General features: G+C 74.2%; 13 protein-coding genes and 1 tRNA gene. 5 read left to right on the top strand and 9 right to left on the bottom strand.

Annotation, left to right across the window (positions count from 1 at the left end):
- The 4 genes from ABD994_RS27165 to ABD994_RS27150 all read right to left on the bottom strand — a co-directional run.
- Window positions 1-1,544: hypothetical protein (locus tag ABD994_RS27165; protein ID WP_345423255.1), on the bottom strand; the 1,544-nt coding region annotated here is incomplete at its 3' end.
- Window positions 1,545-1,732: 188 nt separating this feature from the next.
- Window positions 1,733-4,861: an ATP-binding protein gene (locus ABD994_RS27160; RefSeq protein ID WP_425550135.1), complete on the bottom strand. Its 3,129-nt coding sequence runs from the start codon at window positions 4,859-4,861 to the stop codon at window positions 1,733-1,735.
- Between the two features lie 85 nt (window positions 4,862-4,946).
- Window positions 4,947-5,966 carry a hypothetical protein gene (locus ABD994_RS27155; protein ID WP_345423251.1) on the bottom strand — a complete coding sequence of 340 codons (1,020 nt, stop codon included), beginning with the start codon at window positions 5,964-5,966 and terminating at the stop codon, window positions 4,947-4,949.
- A 5-nt stretch (window positions 5,967-5,971) separates the two neighbouring features.
- Window positions 5,972-6,238 carry a hypothetical protein gene (locus tag ABD994_RS27150; RefSeq protein WP_345423248.1) on the bottom strand — a complete coding sequence of 89 codons (267 nt, stop codon included), beginning with the start codon at window positions 6,236-6,238 and terminating at the stop codon, window positions 5,972-5,974.
- Window positions 6,239-6,754: 516 nt separating this feature from the next.
- On the opposite strand from ABD994_RS27150, the gene ABD994_RS27145 reads away from it, so the two are divergent.
- Both ABD994_RS27145 and dcd read left to right on the top strand, forming a co-directional pair.
- A complete protein-coding gene (locus tag ABD994_RS27145) occupies window positions 6,755-9,250 on the top strand; it encodes a heterodisulfide reductase-related iron-sulfur binding cluster (protein WP_345423245.1) in 2,496 nt (831 codons plus the stop codon).
- Between the two features lie 186 nt (window positions 9,251-9,436).
- Window positions 9,437-10,030 (top strand): dCTP deaminase, encoded by a 594-nt coding sequence (gene dcd / locus ABD994_RS27140; RefSeq protein WP_345423242.1) that lies wholly within the window; start codon window positions 9,437-9,439, stop codon window positions 10,028-10,030.
- Here dcd and ABD994_RS27135 read toward each other — a convergent pair.
- On the bottom strand, window positions 10,027-11,736 hold the full coding sequence (locus ABD994_RS27135) for a diguanylate cyclase domain-containing protein (RefSeq protein WP_345423239.1): 1,710 nt from the start codon (window positions 11,734-11,736) through the stop codon (window positions 10,027-10,029). The genes dcd and ABD994_RS27135 overlap by 4 nt on opposite strands.
- 206 nt (window positions 11,737-11,942) lie before the next feature.
- Window positions 11,943-12,512, bottom strand: coding sequence for a glycosyltransferase family protein (locus ABD994_RS27130; protein WP_345423236.1), 570 nt, complete (start codon window positions 12,510-12,512; stop codon window positions 11,943-11,945).
- 270 nt (window positions 12,513-12,782) lie between these two features.
- On the opposite strand from ABD994_RS27130, the gene ABD994_RS27125 reads away from it, so the two are divergent.
- Both ABD994_RS27125 and ABD994_RS27120 read left to right on the top strand, forming a co-directional pair.
- A tRNA-Gly gene (locus ABD994_RS27125) sits at window positions 12,783-12,856 on the top strand.
- Window positions 12,857-12,948: 92 nt separating this feature from the next.
- Window positions 12,949-13,470, top strand: a complete 522-nt coding sequence (locus tag ABD994_RS27120; RefSeq protein ID WP_345423233.1) for a GNAT family N-acetyltransferase — start codon at window positions 12,949-12,951, stop codon at window positions 13,468-13,470.
- Here ABD994_RS27120 and ABD994_RS27115 read toward each other — a convergent pair.
- The 3 genes from ABD994_RS27115 to ABD994_RS27105 form a co-directional block, all read right to left on the bottom strand.
- Window positions 13,428-13,916, bottom strand: a complete 489-nt coding sequence (locus tag ABD994_RS27115; protein ID WP_345423230.1) for an SRPBCC family protein — start codon at window positions 13,914-13,916, stop codon at window positions 13,428-13,430. The genes ABD994_RS27120 and ABD994_RS27115 overlap by 43 nt on opposite strands.
- Complete coding sequence (locus tag ABD994_RS27110) at window positions 13,913-14,275, bottom strand: ArsR/SmtB family transcription factor (RefSeq protein ID WP_345423227.1); 363 nt, start codon at window positions 14,273-14,275, stop codon at window positions 13,913-13,915. The genes ABD994_RS27115 and ABD994_RS27110 overlap by 4 nt, the downstream gene beginning before the upstream one ends.
- A 77-nt stretch (window positions 14,276-14,352) precedes the next feature.
- Window positions 14,353-15,231: an aminoglycoside phosphotransferase family protein gene (locus ABD994_RS27105; protein WP_345423224.1), complete on the bottom strand. Its 879-nt coding sequence runs from the start codon at window positions 15,229-15,231 to the stop codon at window positions 14,353-14,355.
- 48 nt (window positions 15,232-15,279) lie between these two features.
- On the opposite strand from ABD994_RS27105, the gene ABD994_RS27100 reads away from it, so the two are divergent.
- On the top strand, window positions 15,280-16,227 hold the full coding sequence (locus tag ABD994_RS27100) for an alpha/beta hydrolase (RefSeq protein ID WP_345423221.1): 948 nt from the start codon (window positions 15,280-15,282) through the stop codon (window positions 16,225-16,227).
- The last annotated feature ends 265 nt before the right edge of the window (window positions 16,228-16,492 follow it).

Below are 16,492 nucleotides of genomic sequence, written 5' to 3'. Positions count from 1 at the left end.
CCCGCGGCCGGGTCGGCCGGGTGCGCGGCGCCGGTCGACGCCCCGACGCGGTGGCTGTCGACGCGGACCGGCCGGGCGACGGTGTCCGCGCCGGCGGGGACGTCCGCCGCCGTGCGCGACGGGGTGCTGCCCTCGGGCCGCCACCCGTCGCCGGCGGTGGCCGCGCCGCGCAGCTCGCCCCACCAGTCGTCCTGGCGCGTCGGCGAGCGCGGCAGGAACCGCGACAGCGCCCCGGAGCCCGCGGGCGGCAGGAAGCCGCTCATCTGGTCGCGCGTCAGCGACACCATCGCCGCGAGGCGCCGGAACGGCCGGGCCAGCGCCCACAGCACGATCGTCACCACGCCCGTGACCAGCAGCGCGAGCCACGTGTCGACCCCGGAGCCGGGGCGGAACAGCGCGATGACCATGAGGGAGTGCAGGCCCGCCATCGCACCCACGAGCAGGGTGTTGACGAGCGCGGCACCGCCGATGCGCAGCGTCGCGGGCAGCACCTCGGGCTTGAGCAGGGCGAGCACGGCGAGCGCCGGCGCGATCATCACCAGCAAGCGGATGATCAGCATCGACACGAGCACGAGCAGCTTGCTCATCAGCTGGAACAGCCCGATGCACACGGCCTGGATCAGGGCGAGCATCCCCGCGCCGGTGCGGGAGCCCTGCCGGCCCTGGAAGTAGCTGTAGCGGTCGCCCGCGCGGTCGGCGACGCTCGTGTACTGCTGCTTCTTGGCGTCGGCCGTCGCCTGGGTGTCCTGCCCGTCGGCGACCTCCTGCTTGGTGAAGGTCTGGGCGCGCAGCAGCTCCCGGCCCATGTCGCGGGCCTGCGGCACGTCGGCGGAGCCGAACTCCCCGCGCAGCCAGTTGTTGTAGACGATCTGGTCGGTGAGCACCGTCGGCAGCGTGTTCGCGTCGCCCACCCCGACCTGGGACAGGAAGCCCTGCTGCATCGCGGTGACACCGTCGAGCAGGACGCCGTCGAGCATGCTCGACCAGCGCACCGGGGCCGCGTACGCCGCGCCCGCGATCGCCAGCGCGACCACCGCGATCGCGGCCCGCCGGGCCTGCTGCGAGAGGTCGCCGCGCATGGCGAGCACCAGCAGGATCACCGCGAGCACGGCCAGCGCCAGCCCGACCCACGTCGAGAACACCGCGCCGTACATCGCCTGCGTGCCGGCCTGCACGACGCCGTCGAGGGGCTGGAGCAGGCCGGAGCCGCGCTCGATGAGGTAGTGCGCCCAGTTGACCCCGCCGACGACGAGCTTGGCGAGGTTGAAGAACTGGTTGCCCAGCCACGTGTCCGTCGCGGCCGCCGGGTCGCGGGCGGCGCCGGGGCCGCAGCCGAGGTCGTAGGTCCACCAGATCTGCCCGGCGTACCCGACCTCGGCGTAGACGCTCCCCGGCGCGCCGACCCCGAGCGGGGCCGGGTCGAGCGAGCCGACCAGCCCGGTGCCGGGACGGTCGGGGTCCGGCGCGGCCTTGCAGTCCAGCGGCGCGCCCGAGGCGGGGAGCGCGAAGAGCACGAGCCCGGTGAGCAGCGTCGTGACGACCACCAGCGCCCGCCGCCGCCCCCGCGGCCGCTCGGGAACGGCACCCGTGGTGCCAGCAACGGGGCGTTGCTGGCACTCAGCGCCAGGATCGCCACATCCTCGCTGCGGCGACACGCCGGTGTGTCGGCGGGCGCGGCCCGACCGCCGCCACCCCACGACGAGGGCGGCGGCGAGGATCAGGATCCCGACGATCACCCCGGGGCCCCGGGACCGCGACGCCCGGCACCCACCCGTCGTCCGGGGTCCGTCGCATCGTGGCCCTCGCGCCAGCCCGGCGCGCGGTCGGCGGGCGTGGTGACGGTGGCGTCGTCGGCCAGCTCGCCGACGGCGTCGCCCGGCGTCCCGTCCTCGTCCATCACCCAGGCGTCGGCCCAGTCGTCGTCCCCGGCCCGCACCGGCCCGCCCGTGGCCACCAGGTCGTCGTCGAGGTCCGGGACGAGGTCGTCCAGCCCCGGCGGCAGGACACCGTCGGCGTCGTGGCGCTCGTCGAGCACCGTGCCCTCGACGACCGTCCGCTCGACCATCGGGTCCCGCGACGGCGTCACCGGCGACACGCGCGCGGTACCCGGCGGCGGGGTCGGCGGGGTGCGGGGCGCCCCCGGCGGCGGGCCGGCCGCCGGCACCACCGGCACCGGCCCGGTGCGCTCGGCGTCGGTCTCCGGCGGTACGGCGGGGCGGTCACCGGCCGGGAGCGTCCGCACGCGACGGGCGTCGGGGTTGGTGTCGAGCGTGGCGCGCAGGTGCTCGAGGTGCGGCCCCTCGAGGTCGATACGGATCTTCTCGACGCCGCCGTGGCCGTCCGCGAACACGAACTGGCGCGGGGTGTCGTCCGGGCGGTCGTCGTGGCGGGGCCGCGGCGAGAGCGTCCCGAGCATCTCCTCGTAGCCGACGTCGGTGGGCACCCGCAGCAGCCGCAGCGCCTCGGCCTGCGCCTCCTCGTCGTCGGTGCGCCCGACGAACACGGCGTTGACCAGCGAGGCGAACCCCGGCACCCGCAGCAGGTCGCCCGCGAGCTGCGACGCGAACAGCGCCCGGACGTTGAACTTGCGCGAGTCGCGGGCGAGGCGGTCGATGAGCACCTTGCCGGTGGGGATCTGCGACAGGAAGTGGGTCTCGTCGAGCGCGACGCCCTTCCGGAGGTTCCGGTCGGCGGTGTAGATCGTGCGCTGCGTCAGCCAGGAGGCCAGGTTGAGCAGCTCGACCGCGAGCGACTCCCCGTCGGTCCACTCCTCGCGCGGGCTGCCCGGCCGCGGCAGCGCCATGCCCTGCATGGTGAGCACCGTGAGCCGGTAGTCCTCCTCGCCGAGCCAGGGGTCGGCGCGCGGGTCGGCGCTCTCGTCGGGGAACAGCAGCGCGGCCTGGGGCAGCTCGCGGCGCTCCTCGAGGAAGTCGGCGACGACGTCCGCGTGCTCCTCGCCCTCGCGCGCGTGCCGGCGCAGGACGGCGATGACCTGGCCCGGGTCGCGGTCCGGGGCGCCACCGACCTCGCGCACCGCGCGCAGCAGCACGATGCGGGTGTGGGGCAGGCGCGCCACGTCGAAGGGCAGCAGACCGGTGAGGACGTCGAGCACCAGCCGGCGGCGGGTGGCGGCGGCCAGCGAGCGCTCGCGGCGCCACGCCTTGTCCGGGTCGTCCTCGTCGAGGAAGTGGTCGCGCCGCGGCTCGGCCACCACGCGGTAGGGGTTGAGGATGCCGGGGTCGGCGCCGAGCAGGTGGATGTGCCGCGAGAACGGCGCGAGCTCCGGCAGCTTCGTCAGTTCTGCGAGCGGGCCCGACGGGTCCAGCACCGTCCAGCGGGCGCCGGCGCGCAGCGTCTTGTAGACGAGCAGGCCGGTGAGGAACGACTTGCCCGAGCCGAGGCCGCCGACGACGGCGGTCAGGCCCGACGCCCGCCGCACCTCCTGCGCCATCCACGGGTCCCACGCCACGGGCCGCCGGGTGGCGGTGCACGTCTCGCCGATCATGACGCCACGCCGGTCGCCCACCGACGCCGACGCCGCGGGCACGCCGGCCGCCACCCACGTCACCGAGCCGCGGCGCCGGTAGGCGGTCGAGGCCAGCGGCTCGCCCGGGATGAACTCGCGGGCGTAGGCGTACTGGGCCTCGGGGTGCTCCATGGCCACGCGCGGGCGGTAGAGGTCGAGGACCTGCTGCGCGCGGGTCAGCGCCTCGGCCTCGTCGCGCCCGGACACCGCGACCCGCCACCAGCCGTAGACGCGGGTGTTGAGCTGGGTCAGGCCGCCCGAGAGCTCGTCCTCGATCTGCAGCACGCGGTCGGCCTGGCGCGCGAGCGACATCGGCGGATCGAGGTCGTGGTCGTGGGTGTAGTGCCGGATCTGGCTGCGCACCTTGCCCATCTGGCGCTGCAGCTCGCCGGCGACCTCCTCGGGCTTGCGCACGTAGATCCGTGCCGACCACTCGACGGGGAACGGCAGCCGGTCGCTGCGCTGCATCCACGGGTCGTCCGCCTCGGGGATGCGCAGGGCGTCCATCAGCCCGACCGACAGCACGGCCACGTGCCGCTGCACCGGCTGGGTGCCGAACCGGCCGAGCACCTGGACGGTCGGCGCGTACGGCTCCTGCTGCAGCGAGACGCCGTCGGTGAACGCCGCGAGGTCCTCGGTCTCCCAGTGGTCGCCCGACGCGGGGGCGACCGTGCGCGGCGCGGGCAGGCCCAGCGAGCACGAGCGGTGCATCAGCCAGGCCATGTCCTCGGCGGTGGCGGGGACGGCGTCCAGCCCGGCGCGCGACACGAGCGCCTCGACGTGCGCGATCTCCGACTCCAGGGCCTCGAGCTCGGCCGTCGCCGCCGACGGCACCAGCCGCCCGAGCAGCGGGGCCGCCCCCTCGAGCCAGCGGTCGACCACCGACCGGCCCGACACCTCGACGCCGAGGAAGACCTCCTTGTCGGACATCGACAGGCCCATGAGGTGGCGCTGCTCGCCCTCGAGGAAGCCCTCCCAGCTCAGCGCGCCCGGGACGTCGGGCAGGCGGCCGGGCGCGTTGTGGTCGAACGCCTCGGCCCACAGCGCCACCGGGTACGGCCGCGACGTCACGCGGACGTGCAGCCAGCGGCCCTGCAGCTCGCCGAACTGGGTGGCGATCTGGCGGATGAGCGTCTCGCGCTGGGAGTCGCTGCGGAAGCTCCACGGCTGCGGGGCCAGGCGGTACCAGGCGGTGACGCTGGACGCCGTGCGCGCGAGGTTGCCGTCGATGGCGCGCAGCGCGATGGCCGACCGGTAGCCGGCGGCCGGGGACTCGCCGGTCAGGGACCGGCCACGCCGCGCGCCCCGGCCGGGGGTCGCACGGGCGGGGCGCAGGCCGCCGCCGCGGGGGCCGGCGTCCTCGCCGGCGCCGGTCCCGGCCTCGATCGCCTTCGGCTCGCCCTCGGTGGCGCGTCGGGGACTACCGCGGCGCAGCACCGGTGTCCCCTCGTCCGCCTCCCCGCCGCGACCCCGGGCCGAAGGGGGCGCCCGGTTCGGCGGCGGGGGAGTTCGACATCGGCCAGCCCGGACGGCGGCGCGGGCGGACGTGGCGACGCTGGGTGCGGTCGGGGTCGGCGGCCGGGACGGCGTCGGGGCGCGGCCGCGCGGCGCGCCGTGCCACCGGCTCGCGGACGGCGCGCCCGCCGGTCCAGGCCGCGACGGCCGCCTCACCCGGACGCGGGTCGGGGACGGGCGGCAGCTGGGCGGGCCCGCCGTCGGGCCCGGGCGTCGACGCGGGCGGGGTCACCGGGTCGCCGACGTCGGTGCTCGAGGGCGGGCCGAAGCCGTCACCGGCCCGCCGGGCCTTCGGGGTCGAGCGACGCGGGGCACTCGCCGACCGGCGCGACGCGCTGCTGCGCCGGTGCGATCCCGCGGCCTCGTCCAGCCCGGGGGTCAGGTGCTCGGCGGGCGGGACGGCGTCCTCCCCGGCCGGTGCCGGCGTCGGCGTCACGACCTCGCCGTCCTGCGGGGGAGGGCCCCACGCTGCGGCGGCGTCGGCGGTGGCGGACCGGACCTGGCGGCGCTCCACCGGGTCGCTGCCGCGGGGCAGGGCGATGGCCGTGGGCGCGCCGGTGAGCTTGGGCCGGTCGCGGCGGACGGCGACGTGGTCGGTGGTCAGGGGCCCGCCGACGACGCGCTGCTTCGCCCGCGGACCGCGCAGCTCGTGGACGAACAGCGTCAGCCACTCCAGCAGGGGCCGCTCGTCGTTGATCCGCCGCGAGACGAACCGGGTGATCCCGACGGTGATGAGCAGCGCCCACGCCACGGAGAAGAAGCCGATCGGGATGCCGAGGCGCCGCTGCACGAACATCACGGCGAGCATGACGAGCAGGCCGACGCCGTAGGCCGAGTAGCGCGCACGCCACGGGAACGTCGCGCGCGGCGGGCCGAGCCAGACGGCGTCGACGCGGTACACCTCGTCGTCGGTGCGGATGTGCACCCGCGTCACCCCGTGATGAGCTGGGCGAAGAACGCGCCGACGCGCGCCCCCGCACCGGGGGTGAGGGCGATCCCGAGCGCGATCAGGCCGATGATCAGGCCCACGCTGCGCCGGGCCACGCCCGCGTTGTCCCCGCGACCGCCGATCCAGAGCATGATGATCGCGATGCCCAGGAGGATCAGCGGGACGATGTTGTCCTGGATCCAGCCCTGGAGGCCGCCGGTTCCCGGAGCCTGCGCGACCACCTCGGCGCCGAGGAACGTGACGGTCATGGCGGTCCTCCTGCGGACGTGCTGTTCGTTCCCGGGCTCCTTCTCGGCCGGTCGAGTAAACACGGCGGTCGCAGGGGATCCAAGCTCCTCGCCCGGCGGGGCGCGGGGGGTCGTCGCGGCGTCCGGGCGCCCGCGTTTCCCGCCCTCCCCCACAGGCGTCGACGCATGTCCACCCTCCGCGACCGACGGGTCTCGATGATCCGCTCTCCTGGTCCGGACGAGCCTAACGCGATCACACGCCGGAGCCCGTCATCACGCTCCGGCGCGGCGCGTCCCCGATTCGCGATCGCAAAGCATCGCCCGATGGGGGACCTCGACCCCGTCCCGGGGCGTGTCGCGGGCGGCGGAGCGAGACGGACCTCCCGCACGGCCTCTTCGGTTACCCGCGAGTAGCATCGGTCACCTCCCACAGGGCCGAAGGCCCTACCGGCCGTTACAGTGCCGCCGACGCTGTCGTAGCGCTTCCGTTGTCTCACCGGGCCTCCACCACGGCCCGGCTCACGGGGAGGTCCCGTCGTGGTCGTCCGTTTGGTCCTGGGGCTCGCCCTGACCCTGGTCGTGGTCGCGGTGTCGGCCCGCCGGGCCTGGTGGCTCTACTCCCTGATCGCCTCCGGTCAGCCCGACGCGAAGCGCGCGGACGGTCTCGGCCAGCGCGTCCGCGCCCAGTTCGTCGAGGTGTTCGGGCAGCGCAAGCTGCTGCGCTGGTCGATCCCCGGCCTCGCCCACCTCTTCACGATGTGGGGCTTCATCATCCTGCTGACGGTCTACATCGAGGCCTACGGCGCCCTGTTCGTCGAGGACTTCCACATCCCGCTGATCGGGCGCTGGGCCGTGCTGGGCTTCCTGCAGGACTTCATCGCGATCATGGTGCTGATCTCGATCATCGCCTTCGCGATCATGCGCGTGCAGCAGGCGCCGGAGCGCCGCGCCCGCACGTCCCGCTTCTACGGCAGCCACACCGGCGGCGCCTGGCTGATCCTCTTCCTGATCTTCAACGTCGTCTGGACGCTGTTCGCCTTCCGCGGCACCTCGTCGGCGGCCGGCAACCTGCCCTACGACTCGGGCGCCTGGGCCTCGATCGGCGTCGGGCAGCTGTTCTCCGGGCTGTCACCGTCGACGCTCTTCGTCCTCGAGACGGTCTTCCTGCTGCTGCACATCGGCGTCGCGCTGGTGTTCCTCGTGGTGGTGCTCTACTCGAAGCACCTCCACATCTTCATCGCGCCGATCAACGTCTCGGCCAAGCGCCTGCCCAAGGCCCTCGGCCCGCTGCAGCCCCTCGAGCACGAGGGCAAGCCGATCGACTTCGAGGACCCGCCCGAGGAGGCGTCCTTCGGTCGCGGCAAGATCGAGGACTTCACCTGGAAGGGCATGCTCGACTTCGCGACCTGCACCGAGTGCGGCCGCTGCCAGAGCCAGTGCCCGGCGTGGAACACCGGCAAGCCGCTCTCGCCCAAGCTCCTGATCATGGACCTGCGCGACCACATGTTCGCGAAGGCGCCGTACATGATCGGTGGCAGAGAGGTCGACGAGGGCGCCGCCACCCAGGCCGGCGAGAACAACCCCGGGCACGACCACGGCGTGCCGGAGTCGGGCTACGAGCGCCACCGCGGCACCGACGTCCTGCAGGCCACCCGCCCGCTGGTCGGCGACGCGGAGTCGCTCGGCGTCATCGACCCGGACGTGCTGTGGTCCTGCACGACGTGCGGTGCCTGCGTCGAGCAGTGCCCGGTCGACATCGAGCACGTCGACCACATCATCGACATGCGCCGCAACCAGGTCATGATCGAGTCGGAGTTCCCGGCCGAGCTCGGGGTGCTGTTCCGCAACCTCGAGAACAAGGGCAACCCCTGGGGCCAGAACAACTCCGCGCGCATGGACTGGGCGAAGGATCTCCCGTTCGAGGTGCCCGAGTTCGACGGCGAGCTGCGCCCCGAGACCGAGTACCTCTTCTTCATCGGCTGCGCCGGCGCGTTCGACGACAACGCGAAGAAGACGGTGCGCGCGACCGCGGAGCTGCTGCACATCGCGGGCGTCGACTACGTCGTGCTCGGCAAGGAGGAGAGCTGCACCGGTGACCCGGCGCGGCGCTCGGGCAACGAGTTCCTCTTCCAGATGATGGCGATGCAGACCAAGGAGATGCTCGACGCGGTCTTCGAGGGCCGCGAGCCGGGCACCCGCAAGATCGTCACGACCTGCCCGCACTGCATGAACACCCTGGGCCGCGAGTACCCGCAGCTCGACGGGCACTACGAGGTCGTCCACCACACGCAGCTGCTCAACCAGCTCGTGCGCGACAAGAAGCTGGTGCCGGTGGCGCCGGAGTCCTCGCCGGTGCCCGCCGCGAAGAAGCTCGACATCAACCCGGCGACCGGCCTGCAGTACCACGGCCCCCACTCCGACGGCACCGAGCGCGGGCTGATCCCGGCCGACGGTCACGGGACGCCGGGCCACGACGGCGACCAGGCCGCGCCCGCCGCGGTCGCGCTCGCCGAGAAGGGGTCGAGCAACGGGCACGCGGGCTCGAACGGGAACGGCCACCAGCCGGCCCGCAAGACCGTGACCTACCACGACCCCTGCTACCTGGGCCGGCACAACGAGGTCTACAGCCCGCCGCGCGAGCTGGTCGAGGCCGCCGGGGCCGAGCTCAAGGAGATGCCCCGCCACGCCGACCGTGCCCTGTGCTGCGGCGCCGGGGGCGCGCGGATGTGGATGGAGGAGAGCATCGGCAAGCGCATCAACATGGAGCGCGTCGACGAGGCCATCTCCACCGAGACCGACACGATCGCCACCGGCTGCCCGTTCTGCCGCGTGATGCTCACCGACGGCCTCACCGAGCGACAGAGCGAGGCCAAGGCCACGGGCACCGAGGTCATGGACGTCTCGCAGATGCTCCTCGCGGCCGTCAAGCGCGGTCAGCCGACGGCGGGGGCGGAGACCGACGGTGTCGGCGACTCCGACCCCGACACCGCCGCCACCTCGGCCAACGTCCAGAACCCCTCGACCGAGGCCTGACCGCTCGCCTCCCGGGACGAACGAACGGCGCTCTCGCTGCTTCCGAAGCAGCGAGGGCGCCGTTCGTGTTTCCGGGCCGCGCGCATCCGGCCCGCCCCGCTGCAGCGAACGGGCGGTTCGCTGCTTCTACGCGCGCGAACTCCCCAGTCGCGACGGCGTGTCGGCGCCGCCCGATAGGGTTCCGCCGTGCTGCTCTCCGACCGCGACATCCGCGCCGAGATCGCGGCCGGACGCGTCGGGCTCGACCCGTTCGACGCGACGCTGCTGCAGCCCTCGAGTGTCGACCTGCGCCTCGACCGGCACTTCCGCACGTTCAACAACCACGCCTACACGCACATCGACCCGGCGCTGCAGCAGGACGACCTGACGCGCATGGTCGAGCCGCCCGGCCCGGACGAGGCGTTCGTGCTGCACCCGGGGGAGTTCGTGCTCGGGTCGACCTACGAGGTCATCACGCTGCCGGACGACATCGCCGGGCGCTTGGAGGGCAAGAGCTCGCTAGGCCGTTTGGGCTTACTCACTCATTCTACTGCCGGATTCATCGACCCCGGGTTCTCGGGTCACGTGACGCTCGAGCTGTCGAACGTCGCCAACCTCCCGATCCGGCTGTGGCCGGGCATGAAGGTCGGGCAGCTGTGCCTGTTCCGGCTGTCGTCGCCGGCCGAGCACCCGTACGGATCGCCCGTCTACGGCTCGCGCTACCAGGACCAGCGCGGCCCGACGCCGTCGCGCTCGTACGTCAACTTCCGGCGCGGACTGCCCGAGGACCAGGGCCGCTAGTCGACCAGCCCGCCCGCGCGGTGGACGCGGTTGCGGCCGGCGTTCTTCGCCGAATACAGGGCGCGGTCGGCCTCGCTGAGCAGGGCCTCGCCGTCACCGGCGTGCTCGGGCAGCCCCGCGACGCCGAACGACGCCGTCACGAGCTGCTTGTCGCCACGACGGAAGTCCTCCTCGACGCGCACGCGCAGGCGCTCGGCGAGCTTGTGCGCGTCGTCCGGCCCGCCGCGGGTGACGAGGATGGCGAACTCCTCCCCGCCGTAGCGGTAGGCCGTCTCGCCGTCGCGCATCGCGGTGCGGATGGTGCTCGCGACCTCCTGGAGCACGACGTCGCCCTGCTGGTGGCCGTAGCGGTCGTTGAGCTCCTTGAAGTGGTCGAGATCGAGCATGATCACCGACATCGGCGCCGAGTGCCGCTTGGCGTTGGCGACCGCGGCGTCGAGGTCCGCACCGAGACGGCGGCGGTTGGCGAGCTGGGTGAGCGGGTCGAACTGCGAGAGCCGCTCGGTGGCGGCGTGCAGGCGGCTGGCCTCGATGGCCGAGCCGGACAGCGTCGCCAGCATCTCGACCGCGGACAGGCGCTGGCCGTCGACCTCACCGTCCGGCGAGTCGTAGCACTCGAGGATGCCGATGACGCGCGCACCGACGACCAGCGGCACGGCGACCGCGGCGTCCTCGCCGGTGTCGGGGTCGCCCCGCGAGATCTGCCCGTAGCGCGCCGACCGGCCGACGACGCCGACGCCGAGGTGGCAGTGGGTCTCCATCGGGGAGACGGCGCCGCGGTCTGAGTCGTAGGCGAGCTCGAGGCCGTTGCCGTCCTCCTCGAGCAGCCAGAGCAGCACGCGCCCGTCGGTGACGGCCACGGCCGCCTGCACCGTCGAGTCGATGACGTAGCGGGTGTTGAGACTGCCCGCGATCTCGCGGGTCATGATCAGGATCGTGCGCAGGCGGTCGGTCTGCGCCTGGAGGCGCTCGGCCTGGGCCGCGGCCTCCTCGCGCTGGCGGCGCAGGGCCACGGTCATGTCGGCGAGGCCGTCGCGCAGGGCCACGAGCTCGGCGGACCCCGAGACGGGCTCGGGCGGCGTCAGGCGTCCCTCCCCGATCCCGCGGACGGACGCGAGCAGCCCGTCGACGGGTGTGACGACGTGCTGCTGGAGCCGCCGCCGACCCCGCAGGGCGACGACGAGCGTCGCGACGCCGATGACGGCGATGAGCACGCCGATGACCCACTGGGTGACGACGGCGCTGCGGTCGGCGTCCTCGATGGCGGTGAGCGTGTCGGCGCGCGTGCCGTCCTTGCGGGCGCGGTAGTCGTCGAACAGCGCCGTGCCCTGCTTGAGGAAGAGCTCGACGCCGCCGGGCGGGGGCAGCCGGCGGGCCTGGTCGGCCCACTCGGTGCGCCAGCGCTGCTGGGCCAGGAGCAGGGCGAGCACGTCCTGCCGCAGCTGGGGCTCCTCGAGGAGCGTCACCATCTGGCTGTCGGCGGCCGCGAGCCGGGGCGCGGCGTCGGTGGCGTTGTCGGCGAAGAACTGGTCGCCGGTGGCGAGGTAGCCACGCAGCGAGGCGTCCATGTCGAGCATCGCCTGGTGGGAGTCCTCGACGGCGAGCAGGCCGTCCTGGAGGCGGTTGTCGGTCGGGGTGTTGACCGCGACCGACCACACGAGCCGGAAGACCACGAGCAGCACGATGAGCAGAGCAGCGACCGACACCGTGAGGCCCAATCGCTGGACCTCATGGATCAGTCTGGGTGCTCGCCTCACCGATCCCCCGCCTCCCTGGTGCGCCGTCGTCCACCAGGTCCATCAGGCTGACGGGGCATGACGTTAGCCGGGAGTGGGTACTGACTCTACTTTTCGTGAACCCGTCATCACTGAGTGATGCTTTAGGCCGGAACGAACGCGGAGCGTGATGTTCGTCAGGCGGACAGCGTGCGGTGGGTCGGCAGGCGGACGACCCGGGGGCGGTCGCCGCCGGTGAGCCGCTCGCGGGACAGGCGGTGCGCCGCCGCGGCCGCGCGGACGTCGTCGGGGGCCGTGTCGTGCGCCTCCTGGGACGCGACGAGCGCGCCGATGGCCGCCTGGTTGGCGCTCGCCACCGTGTCCCCGCCGTCGACCGGCACGGCGACGACCGGCACGCCCCGCCAGACCGCCGCCTGCGTCGCGACGAGGGCCGTGACCGAACCGCCGCGGACGAGGAGGGCGGCGGGCCGGTCGTCCGCGACGAGGGCGTCGAGACGCGGGAGCAGAGCGGCCACCTCGGCGACCGGGCCGGCCTCGGGGTCGTCGACGAGCAGCACCCGGCCCGCGAGCGCGCCGAGGTCGTCGAGCGCCTCGTCGACGGCCATCGGGTCCGGGCCCGTGGCGACCAGCACGGGGCACACCTCGGGGTCCCGGGCGGCGAGCGGCGCCAGGGCGCCGGCGTCGTCGGCGGAGGCGACGATCACGAACAGCTCAGGGAGCTCATCCTGCTGCTCACGCGCCGTCATGTCTGCCTCCTCTGCCGGCGTCTCGGTACACCGTCCTGCTGACCAGCCAACACGATGCCCGGCCCCAGCAGCAGGGCCTGTTTCCGGATCTACCCCGTCGACCTAACGCCCGATCACGGAGCGTGCGACCCGGTCGCGTCCAATTCGTGACGCGCCCGTGACCGACGGTGGAGTTACACCGATGTGGTCACGCTGGGCGCCGGAGCAGGAGGACCTCGCGGGGCCGGGACGGCCGCGCCGACGACGCCGTGTAGGCTCCGGGAGCACCGCGCGAGTGTAGTTCAATGGTAGAACATCAGCTTCCCAAGCTGAGAACGCGGGTTCGATTCCCGTCACTCGCTCCACACCTGTTTGTTCAGGTCACCGCCCCGCCACCGGATCTCCGGATGCAGAATCCGCTTGCTCCGGACCGCCCCGCACGGCCAGCCTGCGCGGCGTGATCGTGCGGCGTGAGCGACCCGGCGACGTCGCGGACGTCCGCGCGGTGGTGACGGCGGCGTTCGCCCCCGACGACGGCACCCAGCCCGTCGAGCCCGGCCTGCTCGACCGGCTGCGCACCGACCCGGGGTGGTTGCCGACCTTCTCCCTGGTGGCGGAGGAGGACCGCGAGGTCGTCGGCCACGTCGTCGCGACCCGGGGGTGGGTCGGTGACGTCCCCGCGCTGGGTCTGGGGCCGCTCGCGGTGCGCCCGGATCGCCAGGGCCGGGGGACCGGACGCACGCTCGTCCACGCGCTGGTCGCCGCCGCCGAGGCCCGCGACGAGGTCCTCGTCGCCCTGCTCGGCGACCCCGGGTTCTACGGCCGCTGCGGGTTCCGCCCGTCGACGGACGTCGGCGTCGCCGCCCCCGACGAGTCCTGGGGGCGGTACTTCCAGGTCCGGGCCCTCACCGACGCCGTACCGCGCGGCACGTTCCGCTACGCCGCACCGTTCTCCAGCAGCTCGTCGAGCTGCTCGTAGCCCTCCTTGACACCCACGTCCATCCCGCTCGAGAGCATGGCGTCGCGGGCCTCCATGGAGTCGACCACCGACAGCGCCTCGAGGCGGGTGCGGCCGTCGCCGAGGTCGGTGAAGGTCACCGTCTCCAGGCTGACGCCGTCGGGGAAACCCTCGAAGGTGAACGTCTGGACGATGCGCTCGTCCGGCCGCACCTCGTGGAACGAGCCGTAGAACCGGTACTCGCCGTTCTCGTCGCGGTGCGTGTAGCGGTATCCGCCGCCGGTCTGCGCGTCCCAGCGGTCGATCTCCATTGTCAGCCCGCGCGGGCCCAGCCAACGCCGGACGAGGTCGGCCTCGACGTGGGCGCGGAAGACGTTCGCGACCGGGGCGTCGAACTCGCGGGCGATGAGGATGGTCGGCACGGCCGGGTCGGCGGTGATCGTCGTCTCGCGGGTCGCGGTGCTCATCGGGATGCTCCTCGCTCGTCGTCCTTCTCGGGGGTCTGCTCGGTGTCCATCTCGGCGAGCACGTCGTCGAGACGGCGGTAGCGCTCCTCGGCACGGCGCCGGTAGCGCTCGATCCACTTCGTCATCAGGTCGAACACCTCCGCCTCGAGGTGGACCGGCCGGCGCTGCGCCTGCCTGGTGCGGCTCACGAGCCCGGCCTCCTCCAGCACCTTGAGGTGCTTGGACACCGCCTGGACGCTCACGTCGTACGGCTCGGCGAGCTCGTTGACGCCGGCGTCGCCGACGGCGAGGCGGGCCACCATGTCGCGCCGGATGGGGTCGGCGAGGGCCGAGAACACCCGGGACAGCTGGTCGTCCACGGTGACTCCTTGTTCAACCTCGAGGTTGTGGAGAACGATAGCCCGCCGGGACCCCGTGTTCAACCTATCGGTTGAACTCAGAGGAGGGAGACGAACCAGCGCACGCCGGGGTCCCACCCCTCGGTGTCGGCGAAGCCGTCGCGCAGGGCGAGCAGGAAGGCCGCGAGGTGCAGGGCGCGCAGGCGGGAGTAGGTGCGGGCGGCCGGGACGTCGCCGTAACCGTCGGCCACCGCCGCTCGCCCGTCGGCGTCCCACCCGAACATCCCGAGGTCCCAGCCCACCGGCCCGCGGCACGCCTCCTCGAAGTCGATCCACACCGGACCGCGCCGGCCCGTCACGAGGTTGTTCGCGTGCACGTCGCCGTGCAGCGGCTGCACCGGCACCGACGGCCGGTGGGCCGCGGGCAGGAGCTCGTCGGCGGCCGCGCGCAGGCGGGCCTCGCCGTCCGCGTCGAGCACCCCGGGATGGCGAGCGAGCGCGGCGAGACCAGCCGCGACGTCGTCCGCGACGGGCTCGAGGCCGGGCAGCGGTCCCGGGTAGTCCGCGAGCGCATCGTGCAGGTCGCGCAGCATCCCCGCCTGGACCTTCGGTGCGACGGGACCGGCCGCCGGATCGGGCTCGACCCAGGTCCAGAAGCTGAGGTGGTGGCCGTCGCGCTCGTGCGGACCGGGCGGCACATCGGCGCTCGGCGGGGCCACGGGCACACCACGTCCGTGCAGCCACGCGCCGACCGCGATGTCGCTCGCCACGTGGGCGGCGGCGTCGCGGATGTCGGCGGTCCACGTCGGCACCCGCACGACGACCGGGGCGGGCCGCAGGTGCAGCACGACGGAGAACTGGTCGCCGAGCACCACCGGGTCACCGGTCGGCAGGTCGTACCGCGCCGCGACGGCCAGCGCGGCTGCGCGGGCCCGCCGGGAGCGGGCGGCGCGACGTTCGGCTCGATCCGGATCCATCGGACAGGCAACTTAGCGGGCGGCGCGGTCCGCGGAGAGGATGCGGCCGTGACCGACACCCGGCTCGACCCCGAGCTCGCCACCGCGATCGCCCGCCTGGAGGCCGACGGGTGGCTGCCCCTCACCCGCGACGAGGTGGCCGAGGCCCGGCAGAACTACCGGCAGCTCGCGCTGCTGCGCCGGGGCGAGGAGGTGGCGGTGGGATCGGTGCACGACGACGTCGTCATGGGCGTCACCGGCTCGGAGGCGGACGTCGCGGTGCGGGTCTACGAGCCCGCGCAGCGGCGACGGGCGGCGACGGTGGTGTGGTTGCACGGCGGGGGCTGGGTGGTCGGTGACCTCGACACCGGGGACGCCGCGGCCCGCCGGGTGTGCGCCCACCTCGGCGTGGACGTCGTGTCGGTCGACTACCGGCTCGCCCCCGAGCACCCGCACCCCGCCCCGGTCGGCGACGCGCACACGGCCCTGCGCTGGGCCGCCGCGCGGCGGCCGTCGGACCGCCTCGCCGTCGCCGGCGACAGCGCGGGCGCCGGGCTCGCCGCCGGCGTGGCCCTGCTGGCCCGCGACTGGGGCCCGCGGCTCGATGCCCAGCTCCTGCTCTACCCGGGCCTCGACCCCGCGATGAGCCGCCCGTCGATCGCCGAGAACGCGGCCGGCCCGTTCCTCACCCGCGCGGACATGGCCTGGTTCTGGGCGCGCTACGTGCCCGACGCCACCCTGCACGCCGACCCGTCGGTCGCCCCGCTGCGCGCCGCCGACGAGCCGGGCGGGCTCGACGACGTCGCGCCGGCCGTGGTGGCGACCGCCGAGCTCGACCCCCTGCGCGACGAGGGCCGCGCCTACGCGGACGCCCTCGAGGCCGCGGGCGTCGCGGTGCGCCGGCTCGAGGGCGCAGGGCTGGTGCACGGCTACTTCGGACTGGCGGCGGCGTCCGCGGCCGCCCGGGCCGAGGGCGACCGCGCCCTCGACGCGCTGGGGGACCTGCTGGACCCGTGAGACACGCGCGTCCGACCGATGGCGCGCCGCTGCGCCGAAGGGTCCGGCGCCCTCCGCGCCGGTCGGCGGCGCCGCCCGGCGCGACCACTGGGCGCGTGGCGGACCGTTCGGCGTGCCTCGTCGGCGCTCGGCGGTCGCAGCCCCTCACGTCCCGCGGGCCGATGACCGCCCGTCGGACCTCTTGCCGTCCCCGATCGGGAATTCCATGTGTGGCGACGCCCGTCGGTGGGGAGGGGGACACGGCGTGCTCACGCGACCCCGCTAT

The sequence above is a fragment of the Actinomycetospora chlora genome, assembly GCF_039542135.1.
Taxonomy (GTDB): Bacteria; Actinomycetota; Actinomycetes; order Mycobacteriales; family Pseudonocardiaceae; genus Actinomycetospora; species Actinomycetospora chlora.
This window is presented reverse-complemented; position numbering and strand designations above follow the sequence as displayed.